Annotated in this window: 29 protein-coding genes and 2 pseudogenes; 9 read left to right on the forward strand and 22 right to left on the reverse strand. The window is 62.5% G+C overall.

Annotated features, from left to right (window positions below):
- Positions 1-888 carry a sterol desaturase family protein gene (locus CKW24_RS19410; RefSeq protein ID WP_095169777.1) on the reverse strand — a complete coding sequence of 296 codons (888 nt, stop codon included), beginning with the start codon at positions 886-888 and terminating at the stop codon, positions 1-3.
- Between the two features lie 153 nt (positions 889-1,041).
- Between CKW24_RS19410 and CKW24_RS19415 the strand changes: the two genes are divergently transcribed.
- Together CKW24_RS19415 and CKW24_RS19420 are read left to right on the forward strand one after the other, a co-directional pair.
- The gene (locus CKW24_RS19415; protein WP_095169778.1) at positions 1,042-1,362 is read left to right on the forward strand and encodes a PepSY domain-containing protein; all 321 of its coding nucleotides are present in this window, start codon (positions 1,042-1,044) and stop codon (positions 1,360-1,362) included.
- Positions 1,363-1,504: 142 nt separating this feature from the next.
- Positions 1,505-2,689: a GAF domain-containing sensor histidine kinase gene (locus CKW24_RS19420; protein ID WP_095169779.1), complete on the forward strand. Its 1,185-nt coding sequence runs from the start codon at positions 1,505-1,507 to the stop codon at positions 2,687-2,689.
- A gap of 12 nt (positions 2,690-2,701) precedes the next feature.
- Here the strand turns inward: CKW24_RS19420 and CKW24_RS28690 are convergent, their stop codons facing one another.
- Positions 2,702-3,469, reverse strand: coding sequence for a methyl-accepting chemotaxis protein (locus tag CKW24_RS28690; protein WP_371917600.1), 768 nt, complete (start codon positions 3,467-3,469; stop codon positions 2,702-2,704).
- Between the two features lie 165 nt (positions 3,470-3,634).
- Positions 3,635-4,342 (reverse strand): annotated as a pseudogene (locus CKW24_RS28695) (methyl-accepting chemotaxis protein); the annotation flags it as partial.
- Positions 4,343-4,537: 195 nt separating this feature from the next.
- Between CKW24_RS28695 and CKW24_RS19430 the strand changes: the two are divergent.
- Positions 4,538-5,560, forward strand: a complete 1,023-nt coding sequence (locus CKW24_RS19430; RefSeq protein ID WP_095169781.1) for a transporter — start codon at positions 4,538-4,540, stop codon at positions 5,558-5,560.
- 48 nt (positions 5,561-5,608) lie between these two features.
- On the opposite strand, the gene CKW24_RS19435 is transcribed toward CKW24_RS19430, so the two are convergent.
- From CKW24_RS19435 to CKW24_RS19460, 6 genes are all read right to left on the reverse strand, one after another.
- Entirely contained in the window at positions 5,609-6,862 is a 1,254-nt protein-coding gene (locus tag CKW24_RS19435; protein WP_256585508.1) for a cytosine permease, read from the reverse strand.
- Between the two features lie 183 nt (positions 6,863-7,045).
- On the reverse strand, positions 7,046-8,020 hold the full coding sequence (locus CKW24_RS19440) for a biotin-dependent carboxyltransferase family protein (RefSeq protein ID WP_095169783.1): 975 nt from the start codon (positions 8,018-8,020) through the stop codon (positions 7,046-7,048).
- Complete coding sequence (locus CKW24_RS19445; protein WP_095169784.1) at positions 8,017-8,889, reverse strand: allophanate hydrolase subunit 1; 873 nt, start codon at positions 8,887-8,889, stop codon at positions 8,017-8,019. Before CKW24_RS19445 ends, CKW24_RS19440 begins: the two co-directional genes overlap by 4 nt.
- Entirely contained in the window at positions 8,886-10,259 is a 1,374-nt protein-coding gene (locus CKW24_RS19450) for an acetyl-CoA carboxylase biotin carboxylase subunit (RefSeq protein WP_095169785.1), read from the reverse strand. Before CKW24_RS19450 ends, CKW24_RS19445 begins: the two co-directional genes overlap by 4 nt.
- A 10-nt stretch (positions 10,260-10,269) precedes the next feature.
- Positions 10,270-10,515: an acetyl-CoA carboxylase gene (locus CKW24_RS19455; protein WP_095169786.1), complete on the reverse strand. Its 246-nt coding sequence runs from the start codon at positions 10,513-10,515 to the stop codon at positions 10,270-10,272.
- A 93-nt stretch (positions 10,516-10,608) separates the two neighbouring features.
- Positions 10,609-11,367 carry a 5-oxoprolinase subunit PxpA gene (locus CKW24_RS19460; RefSeq protein WP_095169787.1) on the reverse strand — a complete coding sequence of 253 codons (759 nt, stop codon included), beginning with the start codon at positions 11,365-11,367 and terminating at the stop codon, positions 10,609-10,611.
- 126 nt (positions 11,368-11,493) lie between these two features.
- Between CKW24_RS19460 and CKW24_RS19465 the strand changes: the two genes are divergently transcribed.
- Positions 11,494-12,411, forward strand: a complete 918-nt coding sequence (locus tag CKW24_RS19465) for a LysR family transcriptional regulator (RefSeq protein WP_095169788.1) — start codon at positions 11,494-11,496, stop codon at positions 12,409-12,411.
- Between the two features lie 29 nt (positions 12,412-12,440).
- Here the strand turns inward: CKW24_RS19465 and CKW24_RS19470 are convergent, their stop codons facing one another.
- Positions 12,441-12,875, reverse strand: coding sequence for a multidrug/biocide efflux PACE transporter (locus tag CKW24_RS19470; RefSeq protein ID WP_095169789.1), 435 nt, complete (start codon positions 12,873-12,875; stop codon positions 12,441-12,443).
- An 89-nt stretch (positions 12,876-12,964) separates the two neighbouring features.
- Between CKW24_RS19470 and CKW24_RS19475 the strand changes: the two genes are divergently transcribed.
- Positions 12,965-13,819, forward strand: a complete 855-nt coding sequence (locus tag CKW24_RS19475; protein ID WP_095169790.1) for a LysR family transcriptional regulator — start codon at positions 12,965-12,967, stop codon at positions 13,817-13,819.
- 8 nt (positions 13,820-13,827) lie between these two features.
- On the opposite strand, the gene CKW24_RS19480 is transcribed toward CKW24_RS19475, so the two are convergent.
- From CKW24_RS19480 to CKW24_RS19495, 4 genes are all read right to left on the reverse strand, one after another.
- On the reverse strand, positions 13,828-15,069 hold the full coding sequence (locus CKW24_RS19480; protein WP_095169791.1) for an RNA polymerase sigma factor: 1,242 nt from the start codon (positions 15,067-15,069) through the stop codon (positions 13,828-13,830).
- Positions 15,069-15,560: an SRPBCC family protein gene (locus CKW24_RS19485; RefSeq protein WP_095169792.1), complete on the reverse strand. Its 492-nt coding sequence runs from the start codon at positions 15,558-15,560 to the stop codon at positions 15,069-15,071. The genes CKW24_RS19480 and CKW24_RS19485 overlap by 1 nt, the downstream gene beginning before the upstream one ends.
- A 39-nt stretch (positions 15,561-15,599) precedes the next feature.
- Positions 15,600-15,944, reverse strand: a complete 345-nt coding sequence (locus CKW24_RS19490; protein WP_095169847.1) for a YciI family protein — start codon at positions 15,942-15,944, stop codon at positions 15,600-15,602.
- A gap of 67 nt (positions 15,945-16,011) precedes the next feature.
- A complete protein-coding gene (locus CKW24_RS19495; protein WP_095169793.1) occupies positions 16,012-16,446 on the reverse strand; it encodes a nuclear transport factor 2 family protein in 435 nt (144 codons plus the stop codon).
- 141 nt (positions 16,447-16,587) lie between these two features.
- Here CKW24_RS19495 and CKW24_RS19500 point away from each other — a divergent pair, with 141 nt between their 5' ends.
- Positions 16,588-17,073 (forward strand): N-acetyltransferase, encoded by a 486-nt coding sequence (locus tag CKW24_RS19500; RefSeq protein WP_095169794.1) that lies wholly within the window; start codon positions 16,588-16,590, stop codon positions 17,071-17,073.
- A 43-nt stretch (positions 17,074-17,116) separates the two neighbouring features.
- Here CKW24_RS19500 and CKW24_RS19505 read toward each other — a convergent pair whose 3' ends face one another.
- The 3 genes from CKW24_RS19505 to CKW24_RS19515 all read right to left on the reverse strand — a co-directional run bounded on the left by CKW24_RS19505 (position 17,117) and on the right by CKW24_RS19515 (position 18,920).
- Positions 17,117-17,614 carry a GNAT family N-acetyltransferase gene (locus tag CKW24_RS19505; protein WP_095169795.1) on the reverse strand — a complete coding sequence of 166 codons (498 nt, stop codon included), beginning with the start codon at positions 17,612-17,614 and terminating at the stop codon, positions 17,117-17,119.
- A gap of 87 nt (positions 17,615-17,701) precedes the next feature.
- Entirely contained in the window at positions 17,702-18,190 is a 489-nt protein-coding gene (locus CKW24_RS19510) for a GyrI-like domain-containing protein (RefSeq protein WP_095169796.1), read from the reverse strand.
- A gap of 67 nt (positions 18,191-18,257) precedes the next feature.
- Complete coding sequence (locus CKW24_RS19515) at positions 18,258-18,920, reverse strand: LysE family translocator (RefSeq protein WP_095169797.1); 663 nt, start codon at positions 18,918-18,920, stop codon at positions 18,258-18,260.
- Positions 18,921-19,070: 150 nt separating this feature from the next.
- Between CKW24_RS19515 and alaC the strand changes: the two genes are divergently transcribed.
- Complete coding sequence (gene alaC / locus CKW24_RS19520) at positions 19,071-20,279, forward strand: alanine transaminase (protein WP_095169798.1); 1,209 nt, start codon at positions 19,071-19,073, stop codon at positions 20,277-20,279.
- A 56-nt stretch (positions 20,280-20,335) separates the two neighbouring features.
- Here alaC and CKW24_RS19525 read toward each other — a convergent pair whose 3' ends face one another.
- Both CKW24_RS19525 and CKW24_RS19530 read right to left on the reverse strand, forming a co-directional pair.
- A complete protein-coding gene (locus CKW24_RS19525; protein ID WP_095169799.1) occupies positions 20,336-21,688 on the reverse strand; it encodes a GntP family permease in 1,353 nt (450 codons plus the stop codon).
- Positions 21,689-21,770: 82 nt separating this feature from the next.
- A complete protein-coding gene (locus tag CKW24_RS19530) occupies positions 21,771-22,304 on the reverse strand; it encodes a gluconokinase (RefSeq protein ID WP_095169800.1) in 534 nt (177 codons plus the stop codon).
- Positions 22,305-22,519: 215 nt separating this feature from the next.
- Here CKW24_RS19530 and CKW24_RS19535 point away from each other — a divergent pair, with 215 nt between their 5' ends.
- Entirely contained in the window at positions 22,520-23,551 is a 1,032-nt protein-coding gene (locus CKW24_RS19535; RefSeq protein ID WP_095169801.1) for a LacI family DNA-binding transcriptional regulator, read from the forward strand.
- Positions 23,552-23,560: 9 nt separating this feature from the next.
- Here the strand turns inward: CKW24_RS19535 and CKW24_RS19540 are convergent, their stop codons facing one another.
- On the reverse strand, positions 23,561-24,439 hold the full coding sequence (locus CKW24_RS19540) for a LysR family transcriptional regulator (RefSeq protein WP_095169802.1): 879 nt from the start codon (positions 24,437-24,439) through the stop codon (positions 23,561-23,563).
- A gap of 120 nt (positions 24,440-24,559) precedes the next feature.
- Here CKW24_RS19540 and CKW24_RS19545 point away from each other — a divergent pair, with 120 nt between their 5' ends.
- Positions 24,560-24,991 carry a PACE efflux transporter gene (locus CKW24_RS19545; RefSeq protein ID WP_095169803.1) on the forward strand — a complete coding sequence of 144 codons (432 nt, stop codon included), beginning with the start codon at positions 24,560-24,562 and terminating at the stop codon, positions 24,989-24,991.
- Positions 24,992-25,049: 58 nt separating this feature from the next.
- Here the strand turns inward: CKW24_RS19545 and CKW24_RS28700 are convergent, their stop codons facing one another.
- Complete coding sequence (locus CKW24_RS28700) at positions 25,050-25,589, reverse strand: methyl-accepting chemotaxis protein (protein WP_371917601.1); 540 nt, start codon at positions 25,587-25,589, stop codon at positions 25,050-25,052.
- Positions 25,590-25,592: 3 nt separating this feature from the next.
- Positions 25,593-26,375, reverse strand: a pseudogene (locus tag CKW24_RS28705) (PAS domain-containing protein); the annotation flags it as partial.
- Positions 26,376-26,410 lie beyond the last annotated feature (35 nt).

Genomic DNA, 26,410 nt, shown 5'->3' on the forward strand with positions numbered 1-26,410 from the left:
TTAGCGACGCAACGCCTCTGGCACCTGCGGCTCGTCAGTGAATTGCTCGGGCTTGAACGGCTCCAGCAGTTGCTCGACATACCCCTGGGGATAATCCGCGCGATTGCCAATCCCCAATTCACCCTGCCTGATCGAATACGCGCTGGCGTGCAGGGCAGTGCCGAGCAAACGGTCCCACAGATTGAAAAACAGACCGAAATTCACATTGCCCGCTGCACCGTACTTCATGTGATGCAGGCGGTGGACCGGCGCCCAGGCGAACACCTGGGACAACACTCCCGGGGTCATGTCGACGTTGGAGTGCTGCAACAGCAACTGCAGACTGATGGCGAACGCCAGCAGCAAGGCCACGTCCAGCGGAATACCCAGCACGATCAAGGGCAAAAACCCCACCGCCGCCTCGAGCATCTGGTGCAGCGGATGTTTCATCAAGCCGTTGAAGCCATAGAGCCGCTGGACACTGTGATGCACCGCATGCAACCGCCACATCCAGGGCACGTGGTGACTGACGTAGTGGGTCAGGCTGACGCCCGCATCGGCAATCCCGATCGCCAGCAGCAACTGCCCCCACAGCGGCCAACTGCCGGGCCACAGGCCCTCGAACGACAACAGCGCCACCAGCCCCGGTAAAATCAGCAACGCCAGCCCATTGCAGGCTTCGTTGACCAGTGCATGGGCCACATCGCGCCAGCCATCACCCTGGTTGCGGTTCCACTGCGGTTCATACGGCAGCGCCCGTTCGGCCAGGAACGACACCAGCAGGGCACAGAGAAAAATCACCAGCAGCCACCCGGACGAACGGCCTGCGACACCGACCACAGCGATACCGAGAGCGAGGAATCCACCCAGGAAAACCGGGGCATACAGCGTTGTTAACCAGCGTTTCATATGAACCTCCCTTGACGTGGGTCCAGCATGAAACGCTTTGATATGCGAGGATTGAACAAATGGCGCAAAGCGCGGCCGGCGTGGATTAAGGATCAATTAAGTTGCGCCGGTTAACCTGATCCCACTTAAACAGCTCAACCAAGGAATGACCCCATGAAAAAGTTGACCACCCTGTTCACCGCCGCTGCCCTGACCCTGACCGCCGGTTTCGCCATGGCTGACGTGCGCCCGGACCAGATCCCGGGGCTGCTCAAGGCCGGCACCGTCATGGACTTTGAAAAGCTCAACCAGGCGGCCCTCGCCCAACACCCAGGCACCACCGCGGCCAACATCACCGACACCGAACTGGACCATAACGCCACCACCGGCGCCTATGTCTACGAAGTGGAAATCCGTGATGCCAAGAATGTCGAGTGGGACGTCAAGCTCGACGCCAAGACCGGCGCAGTCCTGAGCAACGTGCAAGACAAGTAAAAACACGCTGTAAAAAAGCCGCACAACCTTTGGGATGTGCGGCTTTTTTACGTGGACGAAATAGCCACACCTCAAAACTGCACAAGGCGTACGCTGGTTGGCTAGACTCCGACCAGCCCCCCTTTGCAGAGACCCTTGGCCCATGAGCCCAACAGTGGCAGCCGATATCGCGACCATCGGTCGCATCAGTGCAGTGCCCGCCATGCTCCAGGTCATTCGAGACATGACCGGCCTGCGTTTCGCGGCGGTGGCGCGGGTCACCGGAACCTCCTGGACCGCCTGTGCGGTGCTCGACCAGCTGGATTTCGGCCTGTTGGTGGGCGGCGAACTGGACATTGCCAGCACCCTCTGCCACCAGGTTCGCGCCAGCCATCTGCCGGTGGTGATCGACAAGGCCAGTGACGATCCCCTGTATTGCCAGCACCACACCCCCAGGCTGTACCAGTTCGAAAGTTACATCTCGGTGCCGGTGTTCCGCACCGATGGACGTTTCTTCGGCACCATTTGCGCACTCGACCCCAATCCCGCCGAGCTCAGGTCCAGCACCATCCAGAGCACCGTGGAATCTTTTGCGCGCCTGCTGTCGTTGCAGATCGAGGCCGAAGAGAACCTGCAGCAAACCGAGGCCCAGCTACGCGAGGAACGCCACTCGGCCGAGTTGCGTGAACAGTTCATCGCCGTGCTCGGCCATGACCTGCGCAACCCGCTGTTTGCCATCACCATGGCTGCCGAACGCGTGTTGCACAAACATCCCAACCCGACCACCGACACCCTGCTCCAACACATCCTCGACAGCGGACGCCGGGCCTCGCAGCTGGTCGAGGACATCCTCGACTTTGCCCGTGGGCGCATGGGTGGCGGGATTCCGGTGGTGATCGCCGCCTGCCCGGACCTCGAACAAACCCTGCAGCAGGTGATCAGCGAAGTGCGTTGCGTCCATCCGCAGCGCCAGATCGTCGCCCGTTTTGGCGAGCTGACAGCCATTCACTGTGACCGCGAAAGAGTCGCACAACTGCTCTCCAACCTGGTCGCCAACGCGGTCGTCCATGGCGCCGCCGATGGCACCATTGAAGTCAGCGCACAGGTCGAGCAGGGACGTTTTGTGCTCCAGGTGAAAAACCAGGGCCAGATTGCCGAATCAGTCCTGCCCCAGTTGTTCCAGCCCTACTCCAGACCGGCCAGCGGAACACCCCAGGCCGGCCTCGGCCTGGGCTTGTACATTGCCAGCCAGATCGCCCGCTCCCATGCCGGTGACCTCCAGGTGACCTCCTCTGAACAGGACGGCACCCTGTTCACCTTCAGCCTGCCGCTCACTGCCCAGCACTGAGCGGCCAACGCCTCAGGCACTCAGGCGCGCCGTCACTGCATTGAGTTGGCCAGACAAACCGTGCAGGTTATTGCTCGCCGCTTCAGTGCGCTGCACGTTGTCCAGGTTGGTGCTGGCGATGCTGGTGATCTCGGTCAGGTTGCGTGAAATATCCTCGGCCACCGAGGTCTGCTCCTCGGCTGCGGTGGCGATCTGGCGGTTCATGTCGCGAATCGCTTCCACCGACTCGGTGATGCGCTCCAGCATCAGCCCGGCCTGGGTCACCTGCTCGACACTCTCGTTGCTGCGCGACTGACCGCTTTCAATCGCCAGTGCCGCGTCCACGGCACCGGTCTGCACGCTCTGGATGATCTGGTTGATCTCGATGATCGAGGCCGCCGTGCGTTGGGCCAGGCTGCGTACTTCATCGGCGACCACGGCAAAACCGCGCCCGGCTTCACCGGCGCGCGCCGCTTCGATGGCCGCGTTGAGCGCCAGCAGATTGGTCTGTTCGGCAATCCCGCGGATCACTTCCAGGACCTTGCCGATACGCCCGCTGTCGGTTTCCAGGCGGCGGATCACGGTGGCGGTGTTGGCAATTTCCCCGCGCATCTGGGTGATCGAATCAATGGTGCTCTGCATCACCAGTTCCCCCTGCTGGGCCGACTGGTCCGCATCATCCGCCGCACGCGCGGCAGCGGCGGCATGGCGCGCAACCTCCTGGGCGGTGGCGGACATTTCGTTCATCGCGGTCGCCACCTGATCGGTGCGGCTGAACTGCTCGTTGGTGCCCTGGGACATCAGCCCGGCGATGGAATTGAGTTCGCCGCTGGCGCTGTCCAGGTCCGTGGCACTGCGCTGCAGGCGGGCAAAGGTTTCAGCGAGAAAGTCGCGCAGGGTGTTGGCGGCGACCGCCAGGCGACCCAGCTCATCCTGCCGATCACTGGCGACCCGGGCGCTGAATCGGCCCTGGCTCAACTGGGCAACATAGTCGATCAATTGGCGGATCGGCTCCACCAGATGACGATTGACCAGCCACAGGCTGAACAGCCCGATCAGCAGCGCCGAGACCAGCATCACCACCATTCCCAGCAACACGGTGCGCTCGGCACTGGCGCTGATCTGCAGTGATTGCTGGTTGCCGCGCTGGCGCAACTCACTGACCAGCTCGCTCATCTGCTCGCTGGTGGCACGGTCCACCCCCTTGACCGCAATGTCGCCGGCGGCTGGATCGGCACCCGCCGCCAGATACGCCGCGCGACCTTGCTGGTAGGCGCCACCCAGGACTCGATGGGCCTCACGCAGACTGTCGATGCGCGCCTTCAGCGCGGGCTCGAGCCCGGGTTGGCGCACCAGTTCGCCAAGGATGTTCTGCACGTCGCCCTGGCGCGCCTGGAACTGCGCCCAGTACTTGTCCCCTTCAGCCGGTTGCTTGCCGCGCAACAGCACGTTTTTCCACTCCTGGACCTGCACCTTGAATTGCAGGTTGGCCTCATCGATCAACTGCGAGGTATGCAGGGGACCTTCGATCAGGTTGCGGTAACTCTGCACCCCGGCGGAGAGGAAGTGAAAGCTGGCCAGGGCGATCAACAACATCGCCAACAGGCTACCGCTCAGCAACGCGAGGATTTTGGCTCTCAGGGATTTTTGCAAAAACATCGAGTGATATCTCATGACAGGAATAAGGCGGACACCGAAGTGCACAGACCAGCCTAGCCGTCATCGGCCCTGACGAGGATTTCTTGAATCGCGCTGACCAGCGGTTTAGAGCCTCGTCCGCCGTTCGTCAAAGCGTCACGAAACGGTCAGATTGGCTTGCCATGATGCCGCTCAAGCGCCGCTGTGAATTGCATGGCGGCCGGAGACGCCATGAACCACAGCATCGACCAACGCCACCGCGACGCCGATCTTTTTGGCCTGCTCTACGGGTTCAGCTTTCGCCCCGGCGAACCCGCTCGGGAAATCACCTCGGCCCAGGCCCTGCAGCGCCTGCAACAGCCCGACAGTGCCGATGAGTTTCTCTGGCTGCACCTGAACCTGGCCCACGCGGCCTGCGAGCGCTGGATGAAAGCGCACCTGGCATTACCCGAAGAATTCTTCGAAGCCCTGCATGAGGGCTCGCGCTCGACCCGCATCGAGCACGTCGACTCGGCCTTGCTGGCGGTGGTCAACGATGTGGTGTTCAACCTCAGCAACCTGGTGTCATCGGATGTCTCGACTCTGTGGGTCTGCGCCCGCAGTCGGCTGATCATCAGCGCACGCCTGCAACCGCTGCACTCGGTGGACAAACTGCGCTCCTCGGTCAAGGCCGGTGAGCGCTTTCGCTCCCCCCTGGAGTTGCTGGTGCATCTGCTGCGCGACCAGGGCGAGGTGCTGACCCAGATCGTGCGCAAGACCAGCCTCAGCGTGGATCAGGTCGAGGACCAGTTGCTGTCCTCGCGACTGTCCACCAACCGTGCCGAACTCGGTGCCAACCGTCGCGTGCTGGTGCGCCTGCAACGCCTGCTGGCGCTGGAACCCGGTTCCCTGCTGCGCCTGCTCAACCGTCCGCCGCAGTGGTTGCAGAAGGACGACGTCAAGGAGTTGCGCAAATCCACCGAAGAATTTGCGCTGATCATCAACGACCTCACGGCCCTGGGCGAGCGGATCAAGCTGCTGCAGGAGGAAATCGCCGCCAACCTCAACGAACAGAGCAACCGCACCCTGTTCACCCTGACCGTGGTCACCGTACTGGCCCTGCCGATCAACATCATTGCCGGCTTCTTCGGCATGAACGTCGGCGGCGTACCGCTGTCTGGCGACCCGCACGGATTCTGGGTGTTGGTGGCGCTGGTCGCCAGCTTTACCGTGATTGCCGGACGCTGGGCGTTTCGCAAGCGTGGGGATTGCTGACGCCGTCTGTGCACTGCGGCCGTTAACGCAGCCTCGCGGGCTCGACAGCTACAAGGTTGGGGTCACCACGGTTGTCGCCTGCCTGCGCGAGAGTGCGAACTGCAACCCGAACGCCAGCACCCCGGTCAACGGCGCGGAGAAGCTGCTCAGCCCCGGACCGGCAAACATCAGCATCAGCCCCAGCGCCGTGCCGCCAAACCACGCCACCAAACCTGCCGGGTTGTAGGCCGAGACACGCGCAAGCGACGCCACATCACTGCGCCCATAGAGGATCTGCGCCAGCGCCACGCCGACCCAGGCCACCACAAAAATCCCTTGATAGGCCAGCGCCTTCAGCAGGTAGGCAAACACATCGGCCAGCATCAGGGCGTAGACGATCACCCCCACCGCCAGCGCCCACACCAGGTACGAACCCCGTACACCGAACCGGCCGAAAAACGCCTGCATGTTCAGCGTCGCCAGGTAGTAGTTGGCGGTGTTGATCCGGGTCTGCGTGGCCCAGACAAACAACAAGCCCCACAGCCCCATCAGTTGCAGGATTGCCATTACCACCGAGACTTCGTTCAACGCGCCCTCATGGGGAATGCTGCTGACCAGGTAAATTCCCGCCGCGCCATTGAGCAAAAAAGTCACCGCATAGAACGGCATGCCGAAGTTCCAACGGCCGTGGTACGTCTGATCCTCGGGCTTGCCGAAGCGGGCATAGTCGAAGGTGAACAGCATCAACACCCAGACGCCCATGTACGCGACGAAGCAATCCCACCAGCCAAACGCACTGGGATTGGCCGGCCCGAAATCCAGCCACTGCGGCTGGTAACCGTAGCGACTGATGGACAAGCCCACCGCCACCAGCAGACCGCCGAGATAGATCGGCAACAACACGCCATTGAGCTTGTCCAGCCAGTGCTGCACGCTCCCCAGGATCATCGGCACGCTGTACAGCACCACCAGCAAGGCGGCCAGCGGGTAGACCAGTTCCGGGTACAAGTGGTTGAGCGCCACGGCGATCACCGAACCCTCGAACACCGCGTAGTAGATCGCCGTAGAAAAGAAGATCAGCGTCGCCAGGCAGGCACCGGTGCTGCCAAACAACAACCGCGAAAACAGCGCCACGGACAGGCCGCTGCGAATCGCAAACCGACTGAGCACACTGTTGATCAGCCCGTAGCTGAGCACCGACAGGAGCATGCCGATCAGCGCATTGCGGGTGCCATAGGATAAAGCCAGCGACGCGCCGACCACGATGTAGAACATGGCGCTGCACACGGCCCACCAGGCCATGGTCAGGGACAGTCGGCCCATGCGTGCTCCAGCAGGGACCGGGTGGTTGGCCGGGTCCTGCCCGGTTTGACTCGATTGCGATAAAGCAGCCATATGCGTGAACTCCAGAACCAGTCAAAGGTTGAAGCGCGGGCAGCCGTCACCGCACCGAAGTGCGGCGTTGGCGTACCGTTTGGCATGGCCCGCGCGATGCGGCGGGCAGAATCAGGAAGGGAACAGCTTGCTCAGGCAGCTGAGTTTTTTCTTGTAGGAACGTCGTGCTTCCAGCGCCTGCTCCAGGGTCACCGCGACAAACCGCGCCTTCTGGTTGGGCTGCATCTGGCCGATCAGGTCGAGGTCAGCGCTGATCACCGTACCAATCATCGCGTAGCCACCACCGGACACCGCATCGCGGTGCAGCACGATCGGTTCGAGCCCGGCCGGAACCTGGATCGAGCCGATCGGGTAACAACTGTCGACGATGTTCGACGGATCGGAGCCGGCCCCGAACGGCTGCTCTCGGGGTTGGAAACTCAAGGCGCTGCCACCCTTGAAGCGATAGCCGATGCGGTCCGCCTCCGAGCCGACCGTCCAGGGTTCAGCGAAAAAGCTGCTGGCCGCCGCTTCGCTCAGGCGCTCGTAGTACAGGCCCGGCACCACCCGCAAGCTGATTTCGCCCCCCAGCGACTGCCGCAAGGCCATGGGCAGACTGGCCCCCGCACGGCTCTTGCCACTGGCAACACCCACCGGCAACTCGTCACCGGCCACCAAGCGGCGACCCTGGAACCCGCCCAGCGCCCCCAACGCATAGGTTGAGCGACTGCCCAACACCAGCGGCACATCAATGCCACCAGCCACCGCCAAGTACGCGCGGGCACCGGCCTTGGGGAAATCAAAACGCAGCACTTGGCCGGCCTTGACCGTGAACGCGGTGTCGGCATGCATTTCCACGCCATCGACCCGTGGTGTCATGTGCGCACCGCACACCGCCACCAACGCGTCTTCGGCAAACTCCAGCTCCGGCCCCAGCAGCGTGCACTCCAGCGCCGCTGCCCCGGCCGGGTTGCCCACCAGTTGGTTGGCGGCGCTCAAGGCGTATTGGTCGAGCGCACCGGAGGGCGGAATCCCCAGGTGGTAAAAACCTTCGCGGCCCAGGTCCTGTACCGAGGTGGCAAGACCGGGTTTGAGTACCTTGATCATGCCAGCACCTCCTGCAACGACTTGGGATAACCAACGGGGTCGGCGAGGAACGCGTCCAGGGAAAACTCCACCGGTCGAATCCGCAGGTCGAAGCGCCCCGCATCCACTTCGGCCACGGCCTGGTCATAGGCCGCGCGGTCCATGGGTTTGAACTGCACGATGTCGCCGGGGCGGAAAAACACCATGTGCTCTTTCAGGTACGCCAGGTTCTGCTGCGGATCGTAGATCGGTGCCGGCGTCACGCCAAACATCTGATAACCACCGGCGCCACGCACCGAGTAGATACAGCCGAAGCAGCCGCCGTGGCCCAGGGTCAGCTTCGGCGTGTCGGTGCGCGGCCGCAGGTACTTGGGCACCTGCAACTGGCGCTCGCGCTCGACCATCTGGAACATGAACGGCAGGCCGGCGACAAAGCCGACCATCGAGACGAACCAGGGCGCACCACTGTGGGCGGCAATGAACGCATCGACGTCCGCCAGGCCATTGATCCGCGCCGCGTACTCCAGGTCCGTGGCACTCGGGTCCTGATGCCGGTCGCGAAAACGCATCAGGGTCTCGTGGGTCCAGGGGTCGTTGTAGAGCACCGGAATCTCGATGATCCGCGTGTGCAGGGTGCGTTCGGCAATCGCTTCGGCCTCTGCGCCCTTGACCGCTTCGAGCAGGTCATGGGGCGCGATGCGGTCCGGATCGAAGCGGATCTGGAACGAGGCGTTGGCCAGGCACACATCCAGCACGCCATCCAGGGCCAGGCGCTCGACCGCACGGGTCACGGCCATGCCCTTGAAGAATGCTTCCAGGGACATGCTGTCACTGACTTCGGCGAACAGATGTTCATCGGCGCCAAAGCTGTAGCGGATCGGCTTGTTCATGCTGCACCTCCACTACGGCGCGCGGCCAGCCAGGTTTCCAGGGTGCCGGTGTGGAAGTCGGCGTCGTGCAGCCAGGGTTGCTCCAGCAGCTCGGCATGCAACCCCAGTGTCGTCGCCATGCCGCTCAAGCGGGTCTGGGCCACGGCAACCCGCGCCCGGGCCAACGCTTGTGCACGGTCGCAACCGTGGACAATCAGCTTGGCCAGCAGCGAATCATAATACGGCGGCACCCGATAGCCTTGATACAGATGGCTGTCGACCCGCACGCCCGGACCTTGCGGCCACGACAACTCTTCGACCAGGCCTGGGCTGGGGAAGAAGTCCCGCGCCGGGTCTTCGGCATTCAGGCGCATTTGCAGGGCCGCGCCATTGAGTCGGATATCACTCTGGCGCAAACCCAATGGCTCGCCGCCGGCGATTCGCAACATCGCCTGAACCAGGTCGATGCCGGTGATCAGCTCGCTGACCGGGTGCTCGACCTGAATCCGCGTGTTCATCTCGATGAAGAAAAACTCGCCGCTGGCGTCGTCATACAGGTACTCCAAGGTCCCGGCTCCTTGATAGCCGAGGGACTCAGTCAAGCGTACGGCGCTGGCACAGAGGGTTTCGCGCTGTTGCTGATCGAGGGCCGGCGACGGCGCTTCCTCGAAGATCTTCTGCCGCCGCCGTTGCAGCGAACACTCGCGCTCGAACAGGTGCACCGCGTGTTTACCGTCGCCCAGCACCTGCACTTCAATGTGCCGGGCACGGCTGATGAAACGCTCCAGGTACACCGCGCCATTGCCAAAGGCCGCCTGGGCTTCGCGCTGGGAACGGGGGAACTCTTCACGCAGTTGCGCGGGACTCTGCGCCAGGCGAATACCCCGTCCGCCACCACCGGCCGAGGCTTTGATCAGCAGGGGGAAACCCACCAGTTCGGCTGCCGCGAGTGCGGCCTCGACGTCAAACAACTCACCAGGCGAACCCGGCACCACCGGCACGCCCGCCGCTTGTGCGGTGCGACGCGCCTCGGCCTTGTCGCCCATGCGGCGGATCGTTTGTGGGCTGGGCCCGACAAAAATTGCCCCGGCGGCCTGGACCGCTTCGGCGAAGTCGGCGTTCTCCGAGAGAAACCCATAGCCTGGGTGCACCGCGTTGGCCCCAGTGGCCTTCAAGGCGCCCAGCAGGGCCTCGACATTCAGGTAGCTTTTGTCGGCACGGGCCGGGCCGAGCAGGTGCACTTCGTCGGCCAAACGCGCGGCCTGGGAATCGAGGTCTGCCTCACTGCACGCGGCAACGGTGGGAATTCCCAGTTCCTGGGCGGCGCGGATAATCCGCACGGCGATTTCGCCACGGTTGGCGACCAGCAGTTTCGTGATGCCTTGGGTCATGATCGTGCCCTCACTCGTCGTCGAGTGTTGCGACGACCTGACCCGGTTCCACCGGATCGCCGTCTTCTATCAGGAATGCACTCAGACGACCGGCCGTCCCGGCGGTCAGTTCGGAAAACTGCTTCATGACCTCGATCAGGCCAATCACCGTGTCGGCGCTGACCTGCGCACCGACCTCGACGAAGTTCGCCGACTCCGGCGTGGCTTTGCGATAGAAGGTCCCTGGGAGTGGGGTGATAACTGTGTGTTCGGCCATGTCTGTTCCTTTTGGAATAGTTGTAGAAAGGCAGGCAAAAAATTCATCGATGGGCAGCCCGGGCGTCTGTAGCGCCCGGTACCAAACCCAGCTTCAGCGAGGGGCGCGCACCGTGATCCCGGCTGCGTCCAGCGCCTTGCGTGTCGCCTCGACCAACGCCAGGGCACCCGGCGTATCGCTGTGCAGACAAATTGAGTCGAAGTCGATCGCCAGGTCCTGGCCCTCGACCGTGCGCACCAGGCCTTCCTGGCAGGCACGCAGCACCCGCGCGGCGACCTGGTCCGGATCGTGGGCGCGCACATTGCGGGTAAAGACAATGGAGCCGCTGAGGTCGTACTCGCGGTCGGCGTAGAACTCGCGAATCACCGGCTGGCCGAGTTCTGTCGCGACGCGCCAGATGACTGAGCCGGGCATGCAATACAGCAGCAGGTCGGGCTCCAGGCGCTGCAGGTTTTCCACCAGCAACCGAGCCGCTTCCTCGTCCCGTGCCAGGTGCATGTACAACGCGCCGTGGGGCTTGATGTGTTGCAGGGCCACGCCCTGGACTCGCGCCAGTTCGCGCAGGGCGCCGAGTTGATAGAGCATGTCGTCGACCAGTTCCTGGGCCGGTGCATTGATGTGCCGGCGACCGAAACCTACCAGGTCGCGGAACCCCGGGTGTGCGCCGATGGCCACGCCGAGGCGCTTGGCCTGTTCGACGGTGCGGCGCATGGTGCCGGGGTCGCCGGCATGGAAACCGGTGGCGATATTGGCCGAACTGATGAACCCCATCAGCTCAGTGTCGACACCATCGCCGATGGTCCATGGGCCGAAGCCTTCACCCATGTCCGAATTGAAATCTACTGCCTGCATGACACGTGCTCCTGACGCTTGTGACTTCATGCAGGCCACGTTAAATTCCGCTCACCCCCCTTGGGAAGATCTATTAACAGATAGGGTATCTTCTGAAAAACAGATACCTGTTCGATCGGAGTCTCAATGTCACTGACCCTGCGCCAGGTCCGCTATTTCGTCGCCACCGCCGAGATCGGGCAGATTTCCCAAGCGGCGATTCACTTGAACATCTCCCAGTCAGCGGTGACCACCGCGATCAAGGAGCTGGAGGGCATGCTCGGCACCCTGCTGTTCCAGCGCTCGGCCCAGGGCATGAGCCTGACCGATGCCGGCCGGCACTTTCTCAACCGCGCCTACGTGATTCTGCGCAGCGTCGATGATGCCCTCAACAGCCCGCTGCCGGATGTGCGTGCCAGCGGCCGGCTGCGCCTGGCAGCCAGCTACACGGTCATCGGCTACTTCCTGCCTCACCATCTGCAACGCCTGGAACACTGGCACCCGGATGTCGCCATCGAAGTCCACGAACAGGAGCGCCAGGCCATCGAACAAGGCTTGCTGGAGGGACGTTTCGACATGGCGGTGGTGCTGACCGCGAACCTCACGCACCCCGATATCGTCTCGGAAATCCTGTTCAACTCCGAGCGACGCCTGTGGCTGCCCAGCCATCACCCGCTGTGCGAGCGCTCGGCTGTCAGCCTGGCTGATGTGGCCCAGGAGCCCTACATCCTGCTGACCGTCGACGAGGCCGAGCAGGCGGCAATGCGCTACTGGGAACACGCCCACCAGCAACCGAAAGTGCGGGTGCGCACCAGCTCCGTGGAAGCGGTGCGCAGCATGGTCGCCAATGGCAGCGGCGTGGCGATCCTTTCGGACCTGGTGCACCGCCCCTGGTCACTGGAGGGCAAGCGCATCGAGACCCTCACCATCACCGATCCAGTGACCCCCATGAGTGTGGGCCTGGCCTGGCACCGCGAGCGGGAATTTACCCCGGCGATGCAGGCGTTCCGGGATTACTTCCACGATGCGTTCCTGGCCCCGCAACAACTGTCGAGCAGACGCTGAGGTGGGGCGCACTTGCAAGATCAGGTCAATCACGACACTGCCCGTGCCAGCAACATCCGCTCCCGCAGCACGTCATAAACCCAGTGGTAGACGTAGGTGTACGGCAGGAAAAACAGCAGCACCCCGATGTCGAGAATCAGCGCCTGCAGCAGGCTGACGTTCAGCCACCAGGCAATCAGCGGCACACTGATTGCCACCAGGCCGCCCTCGAACAGCAAGGCATGCAACACCCGGGTCGCGGCACTGGGCACCAGCGCCAGACGCTTGAGCAAGCGGTCGAACAGACCGTTGAACAACACGTTCCAGGCCAGGGCAATCAGGCCGATGGCAATGGTCGCGACGCCCATGTCGACCAGCGGCTTGTCCATCAGCCACGCCAGCAAAGGCGTACACAGCATGACCGCCAGCAGTTCAAAACCGATGGCTTGCAACACACGTTCAGTGAGGGATTTATGAGGACTCATGAGCCGGCTCCGGTGGGTGAATGTGTTGCCATCATCCGGCACAGCACCGATACTTCATAACCATTAACCATCGATCAAGGCGATAGTTTATGGCCTCACATGAAGTCCTGCTGGCATTCGTCCAGGCAGCCACCCAAGGCTCGTTTTCCGCTGCGGCGCGCAAGCTGGGCAAGAGCCAGTCGACCATCAGCGCGGCGGTGGCCAGCCTGGAAATCGACCTCGACCTGACACTGTTCGACCGCAGCAGCCGCAAGCCCGCCCTGACCTTGGCCGGGCATGTGTTGTTGCAACGCGCCGAGGACATCCTCGCCGCCACCAGCCGCCTGGAAATGAGCGCCGCGCAATTGTCCCTGGGGGTTGAACCGAAACTCACCGTCGCGCTTTCCGACACCTACCAATCGGATCGCTTCGAAGCCGCCTTGCAGGCTTTCGAACAGCGTTATCCGGACCTCGAGCTGGAATGCCTGATCGCCGAATGCGACGACTTGATTGCCCTGGTGCAACGCGGGCGCGCGCACTTGGCGTTCGCCGAAATGCAGGAGCGCTACCCGCCGGACCTGGACAGCGCCACCGTCGATGAGCACACCGAGATCGCCCTGTTCGTCGCGCCCACACACCCGTTGGCGAGCCTGCAGAAAATCGATCGGCAAACCCTGCAACAACACCGCGAATTGCGCCTGGCGACCATCATCAATCCGTATGAGGTCCGGGCCCAGGGGCGGGTCTGGTCGGCCCCCAGTTACCTGATGCTGCTGGAAATGGCCCAGGGTGGGTTCGGTTGGGCACCCCTGCCGCGTTGGCTGGTCGAGCGTTTTGGCGCCGGCACTTTGCAGGAGCTCAAGGTTCGCGGCTGGCCCCGACCGGTCTCGGTGGATGCGCTCTGGTCACGCTTGCACCCGCCGGGTCCGGCAGGCCGCTGGTTGCTGGACAGGATGCTCGAGTGACGCCCGCCTCAGGTGCGCGCCAACTCGGCCAGGCGCCGCTCGATGAAGCGGCGTTCCGGCACTTGCTGGGTCAGTTCCAGGGCACGCTGATAGGCCGCCCTCGCCTCCGCAACGCGACCCAATTGCCGACAGAACTCGGCACGCGCCGAATGCGCCAGGTGGTAATCGAGCAACTCGCCACGCTGCAAAATCCCATCGACCAGGGTCAACCCCGCCAAGGGCCCGTCACGCCGGGATAGCGCGGCGGCCCGATTGAGTTCAATCACCGGCGAAGGCAGCGCCTGCAGCAAGACGTCGTACAAACCGACGATCTGCGCCCAATCCGTGTCCCCGGCGGTGGGTGCCTCGGCATGCACCGCCGAGATCGCCGCCTGCAGGCAATACGGGCCGATCTCCCCCCGGCCCAGCGCATGCTCGATCAAGGCACAGCCCTCGGCAATCATCTGCGCATCCCACAGCGAACGGTCCTGTTCATCGAGCACGATCAACTCTCCGCTGGCCGAGGCGCGCGCCGGGCGCCGCGACTCGTTGAGTAGCATCAGGGCCAGCAACCCCATCACCTCCGGCTCCGGCAGCAACTCCAGGAGCAGGCGCCCCAGGCGAATCGCCTCGCGGGTCAGGTCTTCGCGGGTCAGCTCACTGCCCACCGAGGCCGAGTAACCTTCGTTGAACACCAGGTAAATCACCCGCAGAACACTGTCCAGGCGCTCGGGCAACTCAGCCAGGGATGGCACTTGATAGGGGATCCTGGCGTCGCGAATCTTGGCCTTGGCCCGCACGATTCGCTGGGCAATGGTGGCCGGCGCGGCAAGAAAGGCGCGGGCAATTTCTTCGGTGGTCAGGTCGCAGACTTCACGCAGCGTCAGCGGCACTTGCGCATCGGCGGCCAGTGCCGGGTGACAACAGGTGAAGATCAAGCGCAAGCGATCGTCTTGCACGTCCTCGACACTCCATTGCGCCTCCTCGAGCTCTTCGAGTTGCGCCACCAATTGTGCCTGGGACGCGGCAAACCGGGCCCGTCGACGCAGGCCATCGATGGCCTTGAAGCGCCCGGTAGACACCAGCCAGGCCCGCGGATTGTCCGGCACCCCATCCCGCTGCCAGCGTTCGACCGCGACGAAGAAGGCTTCCTGCAGGGCCTCTTCCGCCAGGTCGAAATCCCCCAGCAAACGAATCAGGGTGGCGAGGATACGCCGCGAGTCGTTGCGGTAGACCGTCTCGACCAGCGCCTTGACCGCCTCGTCCGGCATCAGTCCGGCATGCCGCTGGTCACCAGGGCCTCCAGCCGGTCGAGGCTCTGGCCCCAACCGTCATGAAAACCCATGCCCTCGTGGGCCTGCCGATCGGCCTCGCTCCAGTGCATGGCGCGTGCGGTGTAGAGGGTCTTGCCGTCGACGTCGTCAAAGGTCACTTCAGCGGTCATGAACGGTTTGCCCGAAGGAATCCAGCCAGGTGCATAGGCATCGGTGAACACCAGCCGCTGCGGCGCATGAATCTCCAGGAACACCCCGCTGGTGGGGTACTCGCTGCCATCGGGTGCGCGCATCAGTGTGCGAAACCGGCCGCCGACCCACAGGTCCATTTCGCACTCCGGCGTGGTCATGCCGTGCGGCCCCCACCATTGGGCGAGCCACTGCGGCTCCGTCCAGGCACGGAACACCTTGCTGCGCGGCGCATCGATCAGGCGGCTGATGGACAACTCGAAGGCTGCTGGCTGGGCGCCAGCGTGAGGGATGCTCATACATAGACTCCTGCTTGATTATTGTTCTTAGGGGGGTGATCAGGGATTCAGCTGGCGTACCGGACGCACTTCCACGCTGCCGACCCGGGCCGCCGGGATCTTCCCGGCCACCTGGATCGCCTCATTGAGGTCCTTGGCCTCGATCAGGTAGAAACCGGCCAATTGCTCCTTGGTTTCGGCGAACGGACCGTCGGTGATCGACAGCTTGCCGCCCCGCAGGCGCAACGTGGTGGCGCTTTGCACTGGCTGCAAGGCCTCGGCGGCGAGCATCCGCCCACTGCCCTGGACCGACTCGGCATACGCCATACACTCAGCGTCTTCGGGGCTGTCAGGTGAACTGTGCAGCACACGCTCGTCGCTGTAGACCAGGCATAGATATTTCATCAGGCTCTCCCACATCAGGCTGATCAACTATGGCTGCAGATTGCAGGTTGGGTAAAAAACCCGACGATCAGGGCTGCAGTTCGAACAACGCCGCGCCACTGGCCATGTCGAAGGGCGCCGACCAATGCTCGTGGACGATTCGCCATTGCCCGCCGATCCGCTGATAGCCGGCGGTGGCACGCATCCAACTGCCCTTGACCTGACCCTGCTCATCCGCCCCGCCGCAGTGCACCAGCCAGTGGGCGAAAGCCAGGTCCTGGCCTTGCGCCACCTGCAGTTGTGCGAACTCGAACAGGTGCGGTCCCGGGCAATAGTTCAGGCACTCTTCCCAGTGTGCGCGGTAAGCCGCCTTGCCCTTGAATTGCAGGGCCTTGACCGCATCGAACGAGACGATGTCGTCGGCATAAAAGCCCATCAGCGCCTCAAGGTCCTTGGCGACTATCGCTTGTCGGTAGCGTTCGATCAGGGTCTGGATCTCAGTGTTTTCGGTTAACGCATTCATGACGCAACTCCGAGTGTTTACTGTGAAGACACTCTTAGTCGACTGGTGCAAAGGCAAATCGACAGGCCAAAAAAAATAATTGCGACTGCGCCAAACTGGCTAAAATCCGAGCCTCAGTTTTTCGCCGCAGGGATCCCGCCAATGGCCACGCACCTCGTGCCCTACCAACAGCTTTCGGCGCTGCAACGCCAACAGGTGGAGTGCATCGAGATCGATCCGTTGCAGAAGTCATTCGCCGGCGATATCCATGGCGCGCTGCACTCGCTGAGCGCAGCCGCAGGCGATGCCATCCGCGGTTTTGCGCTGGTCGCCGACGACATCCCCGTGGCCTTCCTGCTGCTCAAGCGCCCGCCCTTCCTGCCGGCCTGGGCCAGCCAGGACACCGCCACCCTGCATGCCTTGCAGGTCGACCGTCGCTGCCAGGGCCAGGGCTACGGCAAGGCCTGCCTGCAAGCCCTGCCCGAGGTTGCGCGGCAGGCCTGGCCCGAGATCAATGGCCTGGAGTTGTCCGTGGATACCCACAATGAGGCGGCGCTGGGGCTTTATCTCAAGCAGGGCTGGATCGACAGCGGGGACGCCTACAAAGGCCGGATCGGCTATGAGCGGCGCATGGCCCTGGCCTTCTGAATCAACCACACGTGCTGTGCATCACTGATGCGGACGCCAGTCCCTACAGGTCCAGCGCCATCTCGTGCCAGGCCAACCCGCCATGCTCCGAGGCGGACTCCTTGAGGTAGGCAAAACCGAACCCGGCATACAGGCCAACGTGCTGCTCGCGGCACATCAGGTTGATGCGGATCTTGCCCAACTCGCGCATGTGCGCGATGAACGCGCTCATCAACTGCTTGGCCAGGCCCAGTCCCTGGAAGTCCGGGTGCACCACCACCGACATGATCACCACCTGTGGACCGTCGGGGTCATGGCCGATCATTTCCTTGAAGGCTTCGTCGGCCATTTCCACCTGGTAGGCGGCGCCGGAATTGATGAAGCCCGCCACGACACCCTCGACCTCGGCCACGATAAAACCCTGCGGCCAGGTCTCGATGCGGGTGGCGATTTTCTCCCGGGTGGCCGCTTCATCGCCCTCGTAGGCCTCGGTTTCGATGGCGAAACAGCGGTCCAGATCAGCCGGCGTGACCTGGCGAATGACAGTCGTGGGAGCGTTCATGGCGGGGGTCCAGTCAGCGAAAAAAGGGGGCGCAAGCATAATTCAATCCGCCGCGCATATCGATCCTGCGCCCCGTTCTCGCGTGGCTCAAGCGGCTTTGAGGGGTACCCAGATCTCCAGCACGCCCTGCCCGGTTTGCGGGTCGAAGTCGGCGCTGTAGCGCTCGAACTCGGGTGCATCCGCAGCCTCGCGGCCTGAGGCCGGCAGCCAGCTTTTCCAGATGTACTCAAAGGTTTGCGCGAGGCTGTCGAGGCCACCTTGATGGGTGAACACTGCATACTGCTGGGGCTGGATTTCCACCCAGCGATAGGTCTCGGGCAGGTCGTCGAGCTTGCTGATTTCGACCCCGGCGACGTACTCGAAGCCACCCTTGCCATCCGGGTTGCAACACACGCCGTAGGTCAAGTCGCCCGTTTGCCCCGGCACCTTGCCGATGTGCGGAATAAAACGCTCCCAGAGCTTGGGAATGCCCTCGGTGGCGTCCACGGCAAATCGTCCGCCCAGTCCGGCGATCAGCATAAAATGCCCCGTTTCGAAGCGCGGCTGTGCCGCTACCTGCTGTTTTGGCTGATCCACGAATCACCTCCTGCCACTGAAAATTGGGTTCGGCTGGGAGTATAGAAGCGAAACCGGATTCCCCCAGTCAAAGCCCAGGAAGTTCTGCCACGCCAGCCGCGCCGATAAACTCCTGGTAACCCGATAGGATCACGTAGACCGCGAAATAGCAGAAGATCGCTGCAGATGCCAGGTAGCTATAGCGCAGCAGTTTATCGCCCAGCAACTTGCCGCCCTGGGTCGCAGCCAAGCACAAGGCCAGGCACCAGAGAATTCCGGCGCAAAAGAACCCGGCCAGGAACAACCCGGCACTGGCCAGGCTGCTGCCGCCTGCGCGGGCAATCAGGGTCCCGCCCACCGCGGCGAACCAGAGAATGGCACTGGGCGAGGACATCGCCAGGAAAATCCCGCGAAAGAACTCCCGGCGATGGGAGCCACCACTGACCTCTGCCGTCTGCGCCAGGGCGGCGCTGTGGTGGATCGCCGAGTAGATCATCTTCGCCGCGAAGTACAACAACAGCAGCGAACCGCCGACCCACAACACCCAGCGCACCGCCGAGTACTGCAGCAGAACGGTCATGCCGGCCAGCGCCAGCACCGCGTAGACCAGGTCGCCGACACAGGTGCCCAGGCCCAGGGCAAACCCTTGGAAATAGCCGCGCTGCATGGCCAGGGTGATCATTGCAATGTTGGCCACGCCGATATCCAGGCACAGCGAAAGGCTCAGTAAAAAGCCGCTGGAAAACTCCATTTTTTTATCCTGTTGCTGTCAGTGCCGGGGAAAAAAGTTGCTGGGTGCCTCTGGACAAGCGGCCATCGGCGCCCTTATCGTGCGCCCAGACCACCGCAGTGGTCGGCGTCGCTCGGACGGTTCCGGGCGCTCACGTTATCAGAGGCAACAATGGCAGACCAAGGTTCGCCGCGCCGCTTTGCGCGCATAGATCGACTCCCCCCTTACGTATTCAATATCACTGCCGAGCTGAAGATGGCCGCCCGTCGTCGTGGCGAAGACATCATCGACTTGAGCATGGGCAACCCCGACGGCCCGACCCCGCCCCACATCGTCGACAAATTGGTCACCGTCGCCCAGCGCGAAGACACCCACGGCTACTCCACGTCCAAAGGTATTCCACGCCTGCGCCGGGCTATTTCCCGCTGGTACAAGGATCGCTACGAGGTCGACATCGACCCGGAAAACGAAGCCATCGTCACCATCGGTTCCAAGGAAGGCCTGGCGCACCTGATGCTCGCCACCCTCGACCAGGGCGACACGGTACTGGTGCCCAACCCGAGCTACCCGATCCACATCTACGGTGCCGTGATTGCCGGTGCCCAGGTGCGTTCGGTGCCGCTGATTCCGGGCGTGGACTTCTTCGCAGAGCTGGAGCGAGCCATTCGTGGCTCGATCCCGAAACCGAAGATGATGATCCTCGGGTTCCCGTCCAACCCTACCGCGCAGTGCGTGGAGCTGGATTTCTTCGAACGGGTAATCGCCCTCGCCAAGCAGTACGACGTCCTCGTCGTGCACGACCTGGCCTACGCCGACATCGTCTACGACGGTTGGAAAGCCCCGTCGATCATGCAGGTACCAGGCGCCAAGGACATTGCCGTGGAGTTCTTCACCCTGTCCAAGAGCTACAACATGGCGGGCTGGCGCATCGGCTTCATGGTCGGCAACCCGGAACTGGTCAACGCCCTGGCGCGGATCAAGAGCTACCACGACTACGGCACCTTCACCCCGCTGCAAGTGGCGGCCATCGCGGCACTGGAAGGCGACCAGCAGTGCGTCAAGGACATCGCCGAGCAATACCGGCAACGCCGCAACGTGCTGGTCAAGGGCCTGCATGAACTGGGCTGGATGGTCGAGAACCCGAAAGCTTCGATGTACGTCTGGGCAAAGATCCCCGAAGCTTATGCCCACCTGGGTTCGCTGGAATTCGCCAAGAAGCTGCTGGCCGAGGCCAAGGTCTGTGTATCGCCCGGGGTGGGTTTTGGTGAGTACGGCGACGACCACGTGCGCTTCGCCCTGATCGAGAACCAGGACCGGATTCGCCAGGCGGTGCGGGGGATTCGCGGGATGTTCCGCGCGGATGGGTTAGTCACTAAGTAAGACGATCAGCCACAAAAAAACCGCATCGCTGCGGTTTTTTTGTGGCTGCGAAACGCTTAGACGAACAACGACAACAGCAGGATAAAGCCCAGCGCGACGATGGACAGGATGGTTTCCATCGCGGTCCAGGTCTTGAAGGTTTCCGCCACGGTCATGTTGAAGTACTGCTTGACCAGCCAGAAGCCCGCGTCGTTGACGTGGGACAGGATCAGCGAGCCGGCACCGGTGGCCAGCACCAGCAGCTCACGGTTGACCCCTGGAATCATCCCCACCACCGGCACCACGATGCCCGCACCGGTAATGGTTGCGACAGTCGCCGAACCGGTCGCGATACGAATCACTGCCGCCACCAGCCATGCCAGCAGGATCGGCGAAATCTGGGCGCTTACGGCCATATGCCCGATCACATCACCCACACCGCTGGTCACCAGCATCTGCTTGAAGCCACCACCGGCACCGATGATCAGAATGATCGCGGCGGTTGGTGCGAGGCTGGCATCCAGCAGCTTGAGGATGCGTTTGGAGTCGATGCCCTGGCGATGGCCGAAGGTGTACAGCGACAACAGCAACGCCAGCAGCAGCGCCGAGATCGGGTGACCGATCATGTCCATCCAGGTGCGGAAGAAGTTGCCGTCCGGCAGCGCGACGTCAGCGAAGGTCTTGAGCAGCATCAGGAACACCGGCAACAGCACGGTGAACAGGGTGATGCTGAAGCTTGGCAGGCTGGCCGAATCCGGTTCGCGGGCCAGTTGGTCCACCAGTTCCTGGTTAGGGTGACCGGGGATGTACTTGGCAATGAACGTACCGTAGATCGGACCGGCAATGATCGCCGTCGGCAGAGCCACGATCAGGCCGTACAGAATGGTTTTACCGATGTCGGCGCCAAATACCCCAATGGCCAGCAACGGCCCCGGGTGTGGCGGCACCAGCCCGTGCACCGCCGACAGGCCAGCCAGCAGCGGGATACCGATCTTGATGATCGACACGCCAGTGCGCCGGGCCACGATGAACACCAACGGGATCAGCAGCACGAAGCCGATTTCGAAGAACAGCGGAATGCCCACCAGGAATGCGGCAAACATCATCGCCCACTGCACCCGCTCTTTACCGAACGAGCGGATCAGGGTCTGGGCGATCTGGTCGGCCCCGCCCGATTCGGCCATCATTTTGCCGAGCATGGTCCCCAGCGCCAGGATGATGCCGACAAACCCCAGTACCCCGCCAAAGCCGTCCTGGAACGCCTTGATGATGGTGCCTATCGGCATGCCCGATGTCAGGCCGAGGAACGCCGCGGCGATGATCAGCGCAATGAAGGGGTGGAACTTGAACTTGGTGATCAGGACAATTAAGCCGATCACCGTGACCACTGCATCAAGCAGCAGGAACGAGTCGTGGGACATACCGAACATTAGGGGTGACTCCTGGTTGTTGTTGTTATTAAAGCGGGTAATTCGAAAGCCATCAGGACAGCGCTACCTTTAAAAACAAAACTCATACGGCGAGCTTCAGGCCATGCCCAAGCCACCAATGGTGGGCTTGCGCGGCCAATTGCTCGACGCTGTGGGTCGAAGCATCCAGCGCCAGGGTCAGCGCTTCGCCGACCGGGGACTCGAGCGTGGCGAACTGGCTGTCGATCAGGGTCGACGGCATGAAGTGGCCCGGACGGTGGGACACCCGATCCGCGGCCACTTCCCGGGTCAGTTCCAGGAACACGAAGCCCAGGCCCGGCAAGGCGCTACGCAAGCGCTCGCGATAGCTGAGCTTGAGCGCCGAACAGGTCAGCACCGGGCGCTGGCCCGTGGCGTCGACGCGACGCAATTCGGCGCACAGGCTGTCGAGCCAGCCGGCACGGTCGTCGTCGTTCAGGGGAATACCGGCACTCATCTTTTCGATGTTGGCCGCAGGGTGAAAGCTATCGCCTTCGATGCCGGTCGCGCCGCTGAGCTGGCACAAGGCCTCGCTGACGCTGGACTTGCCGCAGCCGGCCACGCCCATGATGACCAGGGCGGAGATTGGTTGACTCATGTAACACCTCAGCGCGAAGACAGCGCTACCTTTGCTCATTGAGACTCTAGTGCAAACGCAGCCATCGTCGACGTCTTCTTGTCATTTTTATGGGTTGCAGCACGTTCTTGCTCAACGCCAAATTGTAGGGATCAGGCAACCCCCGCTCATTCATTTGCAGACGCATCGAGACAGCGCTACCTTAGTGCCTTGAATTTTGTTTGGCAAGCCGCCCGATGACCTCCACTAAAAACGATAAAAATCCCCGCACCACTGGCCGCCCTACCCTCAATGAAGTTGCTCGCCTGGCGGGGGTCAGCCCGATCACCGCTTCCCGCGCCCTGCGTGGGGTCAGTACGGTGGCCACCGAACTGGTGGAAAAGGTCCAGCAGGCCGCCCTCGAACTCAATTATGTGGTCAACCCGGCCGCGCGTGCGCTGGCCTCGGCCCAGAGCCATTCGGTGGTGGTGCTGGTGCCCTCACTGTCGAACCTGCTGTTCATCGAAACCCTGGAAGCCATTCACCAGGTACTGCGGCCCAAAGGCTTCGAAGTGCTGATCGGCAACTTCCACTACTCCCGTGACGAAGAAGAAAACCTGCTGCGCAACTACATGGCCTATCAGCCACGCGGTTTACTGCTGACCGGTTTTGATCGCACCGAAAGTTCGCGACGGATGATCGAGGCCAGCAACATCCCCTGCGTGTACATGATGGAACTGGACCACGCTGCCGGGGTGAACTGCGTCGGTTTTTCCCAACTCAGCGCCGGCGAAACGGCGGCCGAGCACTTGTTGTCCCGCGGCCGCAAGCGCCTGGCGTACATCGGCGCGCAGCTGGATCAGCGCACCTTGCTGCGCGGTGAAGGGTTCCGCCGGGCCTTGCAGAAGGCCGGTCGCTACGACCCGGACCTGGAAGTACTGACCCCGCGCGCGTCTTCCGTGGGCCTGGGCGGCGAGTTGTTCCTGCAACTGCTGGCGGCCCAGCCGGATGTCGACGGGATCTTTTTCGGCAACGACGACCTGGCCCAGGGCGCATTGCTTGAGGCCCTGCGCCATGGCATCCAGATTCCCCAGCAGGTGGCGATTCTCGGTTTCAACGACTTGCCGATGTCCGAGCACATGGTGCCGCGCCTGAGCAGCATCTATACCCCCCGCGAAGCCATTGGCCGGCGCGCGGCGGAACAGATGCTGACGTTGATGGCGGGCAACAAGGTGGCGCGGCCGGTGGAAGACATGGGGTTTGAGCTGAAGATTCGCGAAAGCAGCTGAGACTGGCGCCTACACCGTCTGGCCGAGCAGATCGACCAGGGCCAATGCGCCCTTTTGCAGCGGCTGGCTCTTGAGCCATACCGCATGCACCGGCAGCACCAGGCCGTTTTCGATATTGCGGAAGTTCAGCCGTTTCAAGCGCCCTGAATCCAGGCGTGCCTGCACCACCGACAGCGGGAAATTGCCCCAGCCCAACCCCGCCTCGACCATCTCCAGTGCCGTTTCCAGGTTGTCGGTGCGCCAGCAGGATTCGGCCACCAGCGGCCGGGTCTCGCTGATCGGCAGATCGCGGCTGGCGACGAAAATCTGCCGCACGTGCACCAGGTCCTCGAGAAACAGATCCTGTCCCTGCAGCAACGGACTGTCCGCCGCCAGCGTGGCGATCATGCGTTCGCTGCCGACGAATTGAAAGCGCTCCAGCACATTCATGCTCAGCCCGGCAAACGCCAGGCACAGGCTGACGCGCCCACTGTGCAGCATCGCCAGCACGTCATCCTGCGGCGCCGTCAGCACTTCGATGTCGAGCAACGGATGGCGCTCGGCAAGCACCTTGATCGCCGCCAGCAAGCGGCGCCGATCGATGTCCGCGACCACGCCAATCGACAGCTTGCTTTCCAGCCCCAGCGACAACTGCACCGCGTGCACCTGCAATTGCTTGAGCTGCCCGGCAATCAGCCGTGCGTGGGGCACCAGCGAATTGGCCATGGCGGTGGGTTGGGGTTCGCGGTGGCTGCGGTCGAACAATGGATAACCGAGCTCTGCCTCCAGATTGGCAATGCCCATGCTCACCGCCGAAGGGACCTTGCCCAAGGCCCGGGCGGCCGCGGAAAAAGAGCCGCGCTCAATCACGGCGAGAAACAGTTCGATGCTGTCGCTGTTGAAGTTCACTAAATCAACCTATCAATAAAACTGAAAGCTACTGACTTTTTCTGTCATCTGCATTGAAGCTATCTTTCGCCGCCTGCGCCAGCCCCACTGGCCATCAAGCACTGAAAAAGAGGCAAATCCATGCAAGGCGTCAAACGCAAACTGGTCTACGTTTCACTCTACGAGGTGATCGGCATGACCTTCTCCGCCCTCGGCCTGGCCTTGCTGTCCGGCACTTCGCCAGGCAGCACCGGGCCGCTGGCGGTGATCATCACCAGCATCGCGGTGAGCTGGAATTTCATCTACACCTCGCTGTTCGAGCGCTGGGAAAGCCGCCAGGTATCACGTACCCGCACCGTCAGACGGCGGATCGCCCATGCCGTCGGTTTTCAACTGACGTTGATCGTATTCCTGATCCCGTTGATTGCCTGGTGGATGCACATCAGCCTGGTGCAGGCCTTCCTGCTGGACCTGGCGCTGATCATCTTCATCCCCTGCTACACCTTTGCCTTCAACTGGCTGTTCGACCGCACCTTTGGTTTGCCAACCTCGGCACTGCCCGACCCAGCCTGAAGCCAGAGGCGCGGACAAGGCTGGCGAACACTTGCGCAGCCTTCGCCCCCCTCACCCGTCAGTGCAACTGCAGGGTCTCATTGAACTGGCTGATGGCATCCACCACATGCCGTGACCCCTGCTGGATCTCCAGGATTACCTCGCCGGCCTCGTTGGCCAACTCCACCCCCAACCCGGTACGGCTCAAGCTCGATTGCATGCTCGACACCGCACTCAACGAGAGGTCGTGGTTCTTGCGCACCACGTCGACAATTTCCAGGGTCGCCTTGCTGGTGCGCGCCGCCAGGCTGCGCACTTCGTCGGCCACCACGGCAAATCCGCGTCCATGCTCCCCGGCCCGCGCGGCTTCGATAGCGGCGTTGAGGGCTAGCAGATTGGTCTGGTCGGCGATGCCGCGAATGGTCTGCACGATGGTGCCGATGATGTCTGACTGTTTGCTGACCGCATCGATGCTCAGCGCAGCCTCGTTCAGGTCCTGGGAGATCTGCTCGATGATCTGCACCGTCTGCTGCACCACCTGCGAGCCCTTCTGGGCACAGGCGTCGTTTTGCACCGAGGTCGAATGCGCGGCTTCAGCAGCAGATTGCAGGGTGGTCACCTGCTGGGTGATGTCGCTGGCAAACTTGACCACCTTGTACAGTCGGCCCTTGGCGTCGAAGATCGGGTTGTAGGAGGCTTCCAGAAACACGATGCGCCCGAACTTGTCGACCCGCTCGAAGCGGTGTGAGTGATATTCGCCACGGTTGAGCGAGGCCCAGAATGCCTTGTAGGCCGACGACTCGCTTTCCGCACGGTGACAGAACAGGCTGTGGTGCTGGCCCATCACTTCGCCCGCGGAGTAATGCATGGTCTGCAGGAAGTTATCGTTAGCACTGATGACTTTGCCGTCGGGGGAGAACTCGATCACCGCCATCGCCCGGCCCAAGGCATTCACCAGTGCCTGGTTCTCATGCTCCTTGATGATTCGGGCGGTGATGTCCGTGGCCACCTTGATCACGCTGTGCACCTGCCGGTCGGCACCGATCACCGGCATGTAGCTGGCTTCGAGCCAAACCTCCCGCCCTTGCCTGTCCAGGCGCTGGAACGTCCCGCTGTTGGGTTCGCCACGCTCCAGTTCACGCCAGAAGCGTTGGTATTCCTCGCTCTTGGCGTAATCGCCCTCGCAAAAGATCCGATGGTGCTTGCCGCGTATTTCTTCGAGGGAGTAACCCATTGCCTTGCAGAAGTTTTCATTGGCATCGAGGATCACCCCGGCAGGGTCGAACTCGATCATCGCCATCGAGCGACTGACCGCCGCCAGCTTGGCGTTGGCCTCGCTCAAAGCACAACTGAAGCGTTGGATTTCGAGCAGGTCAGACTTGTGATGTAGGTTAAACATGGTCATATCACCCTAAGCGCGGTCTTTTGATTGATGAAAGT

It is taken from the genome of Pseudomonas sp. Irchel 3H3 (assembly GCF_900187635.1).
Taxonomy (GTDB): Bacteria; Pseudomonadota; Gammaproteobacteria; order Pseudomonadales; family Pseudomonadaceae; genus Aquipseudomonas.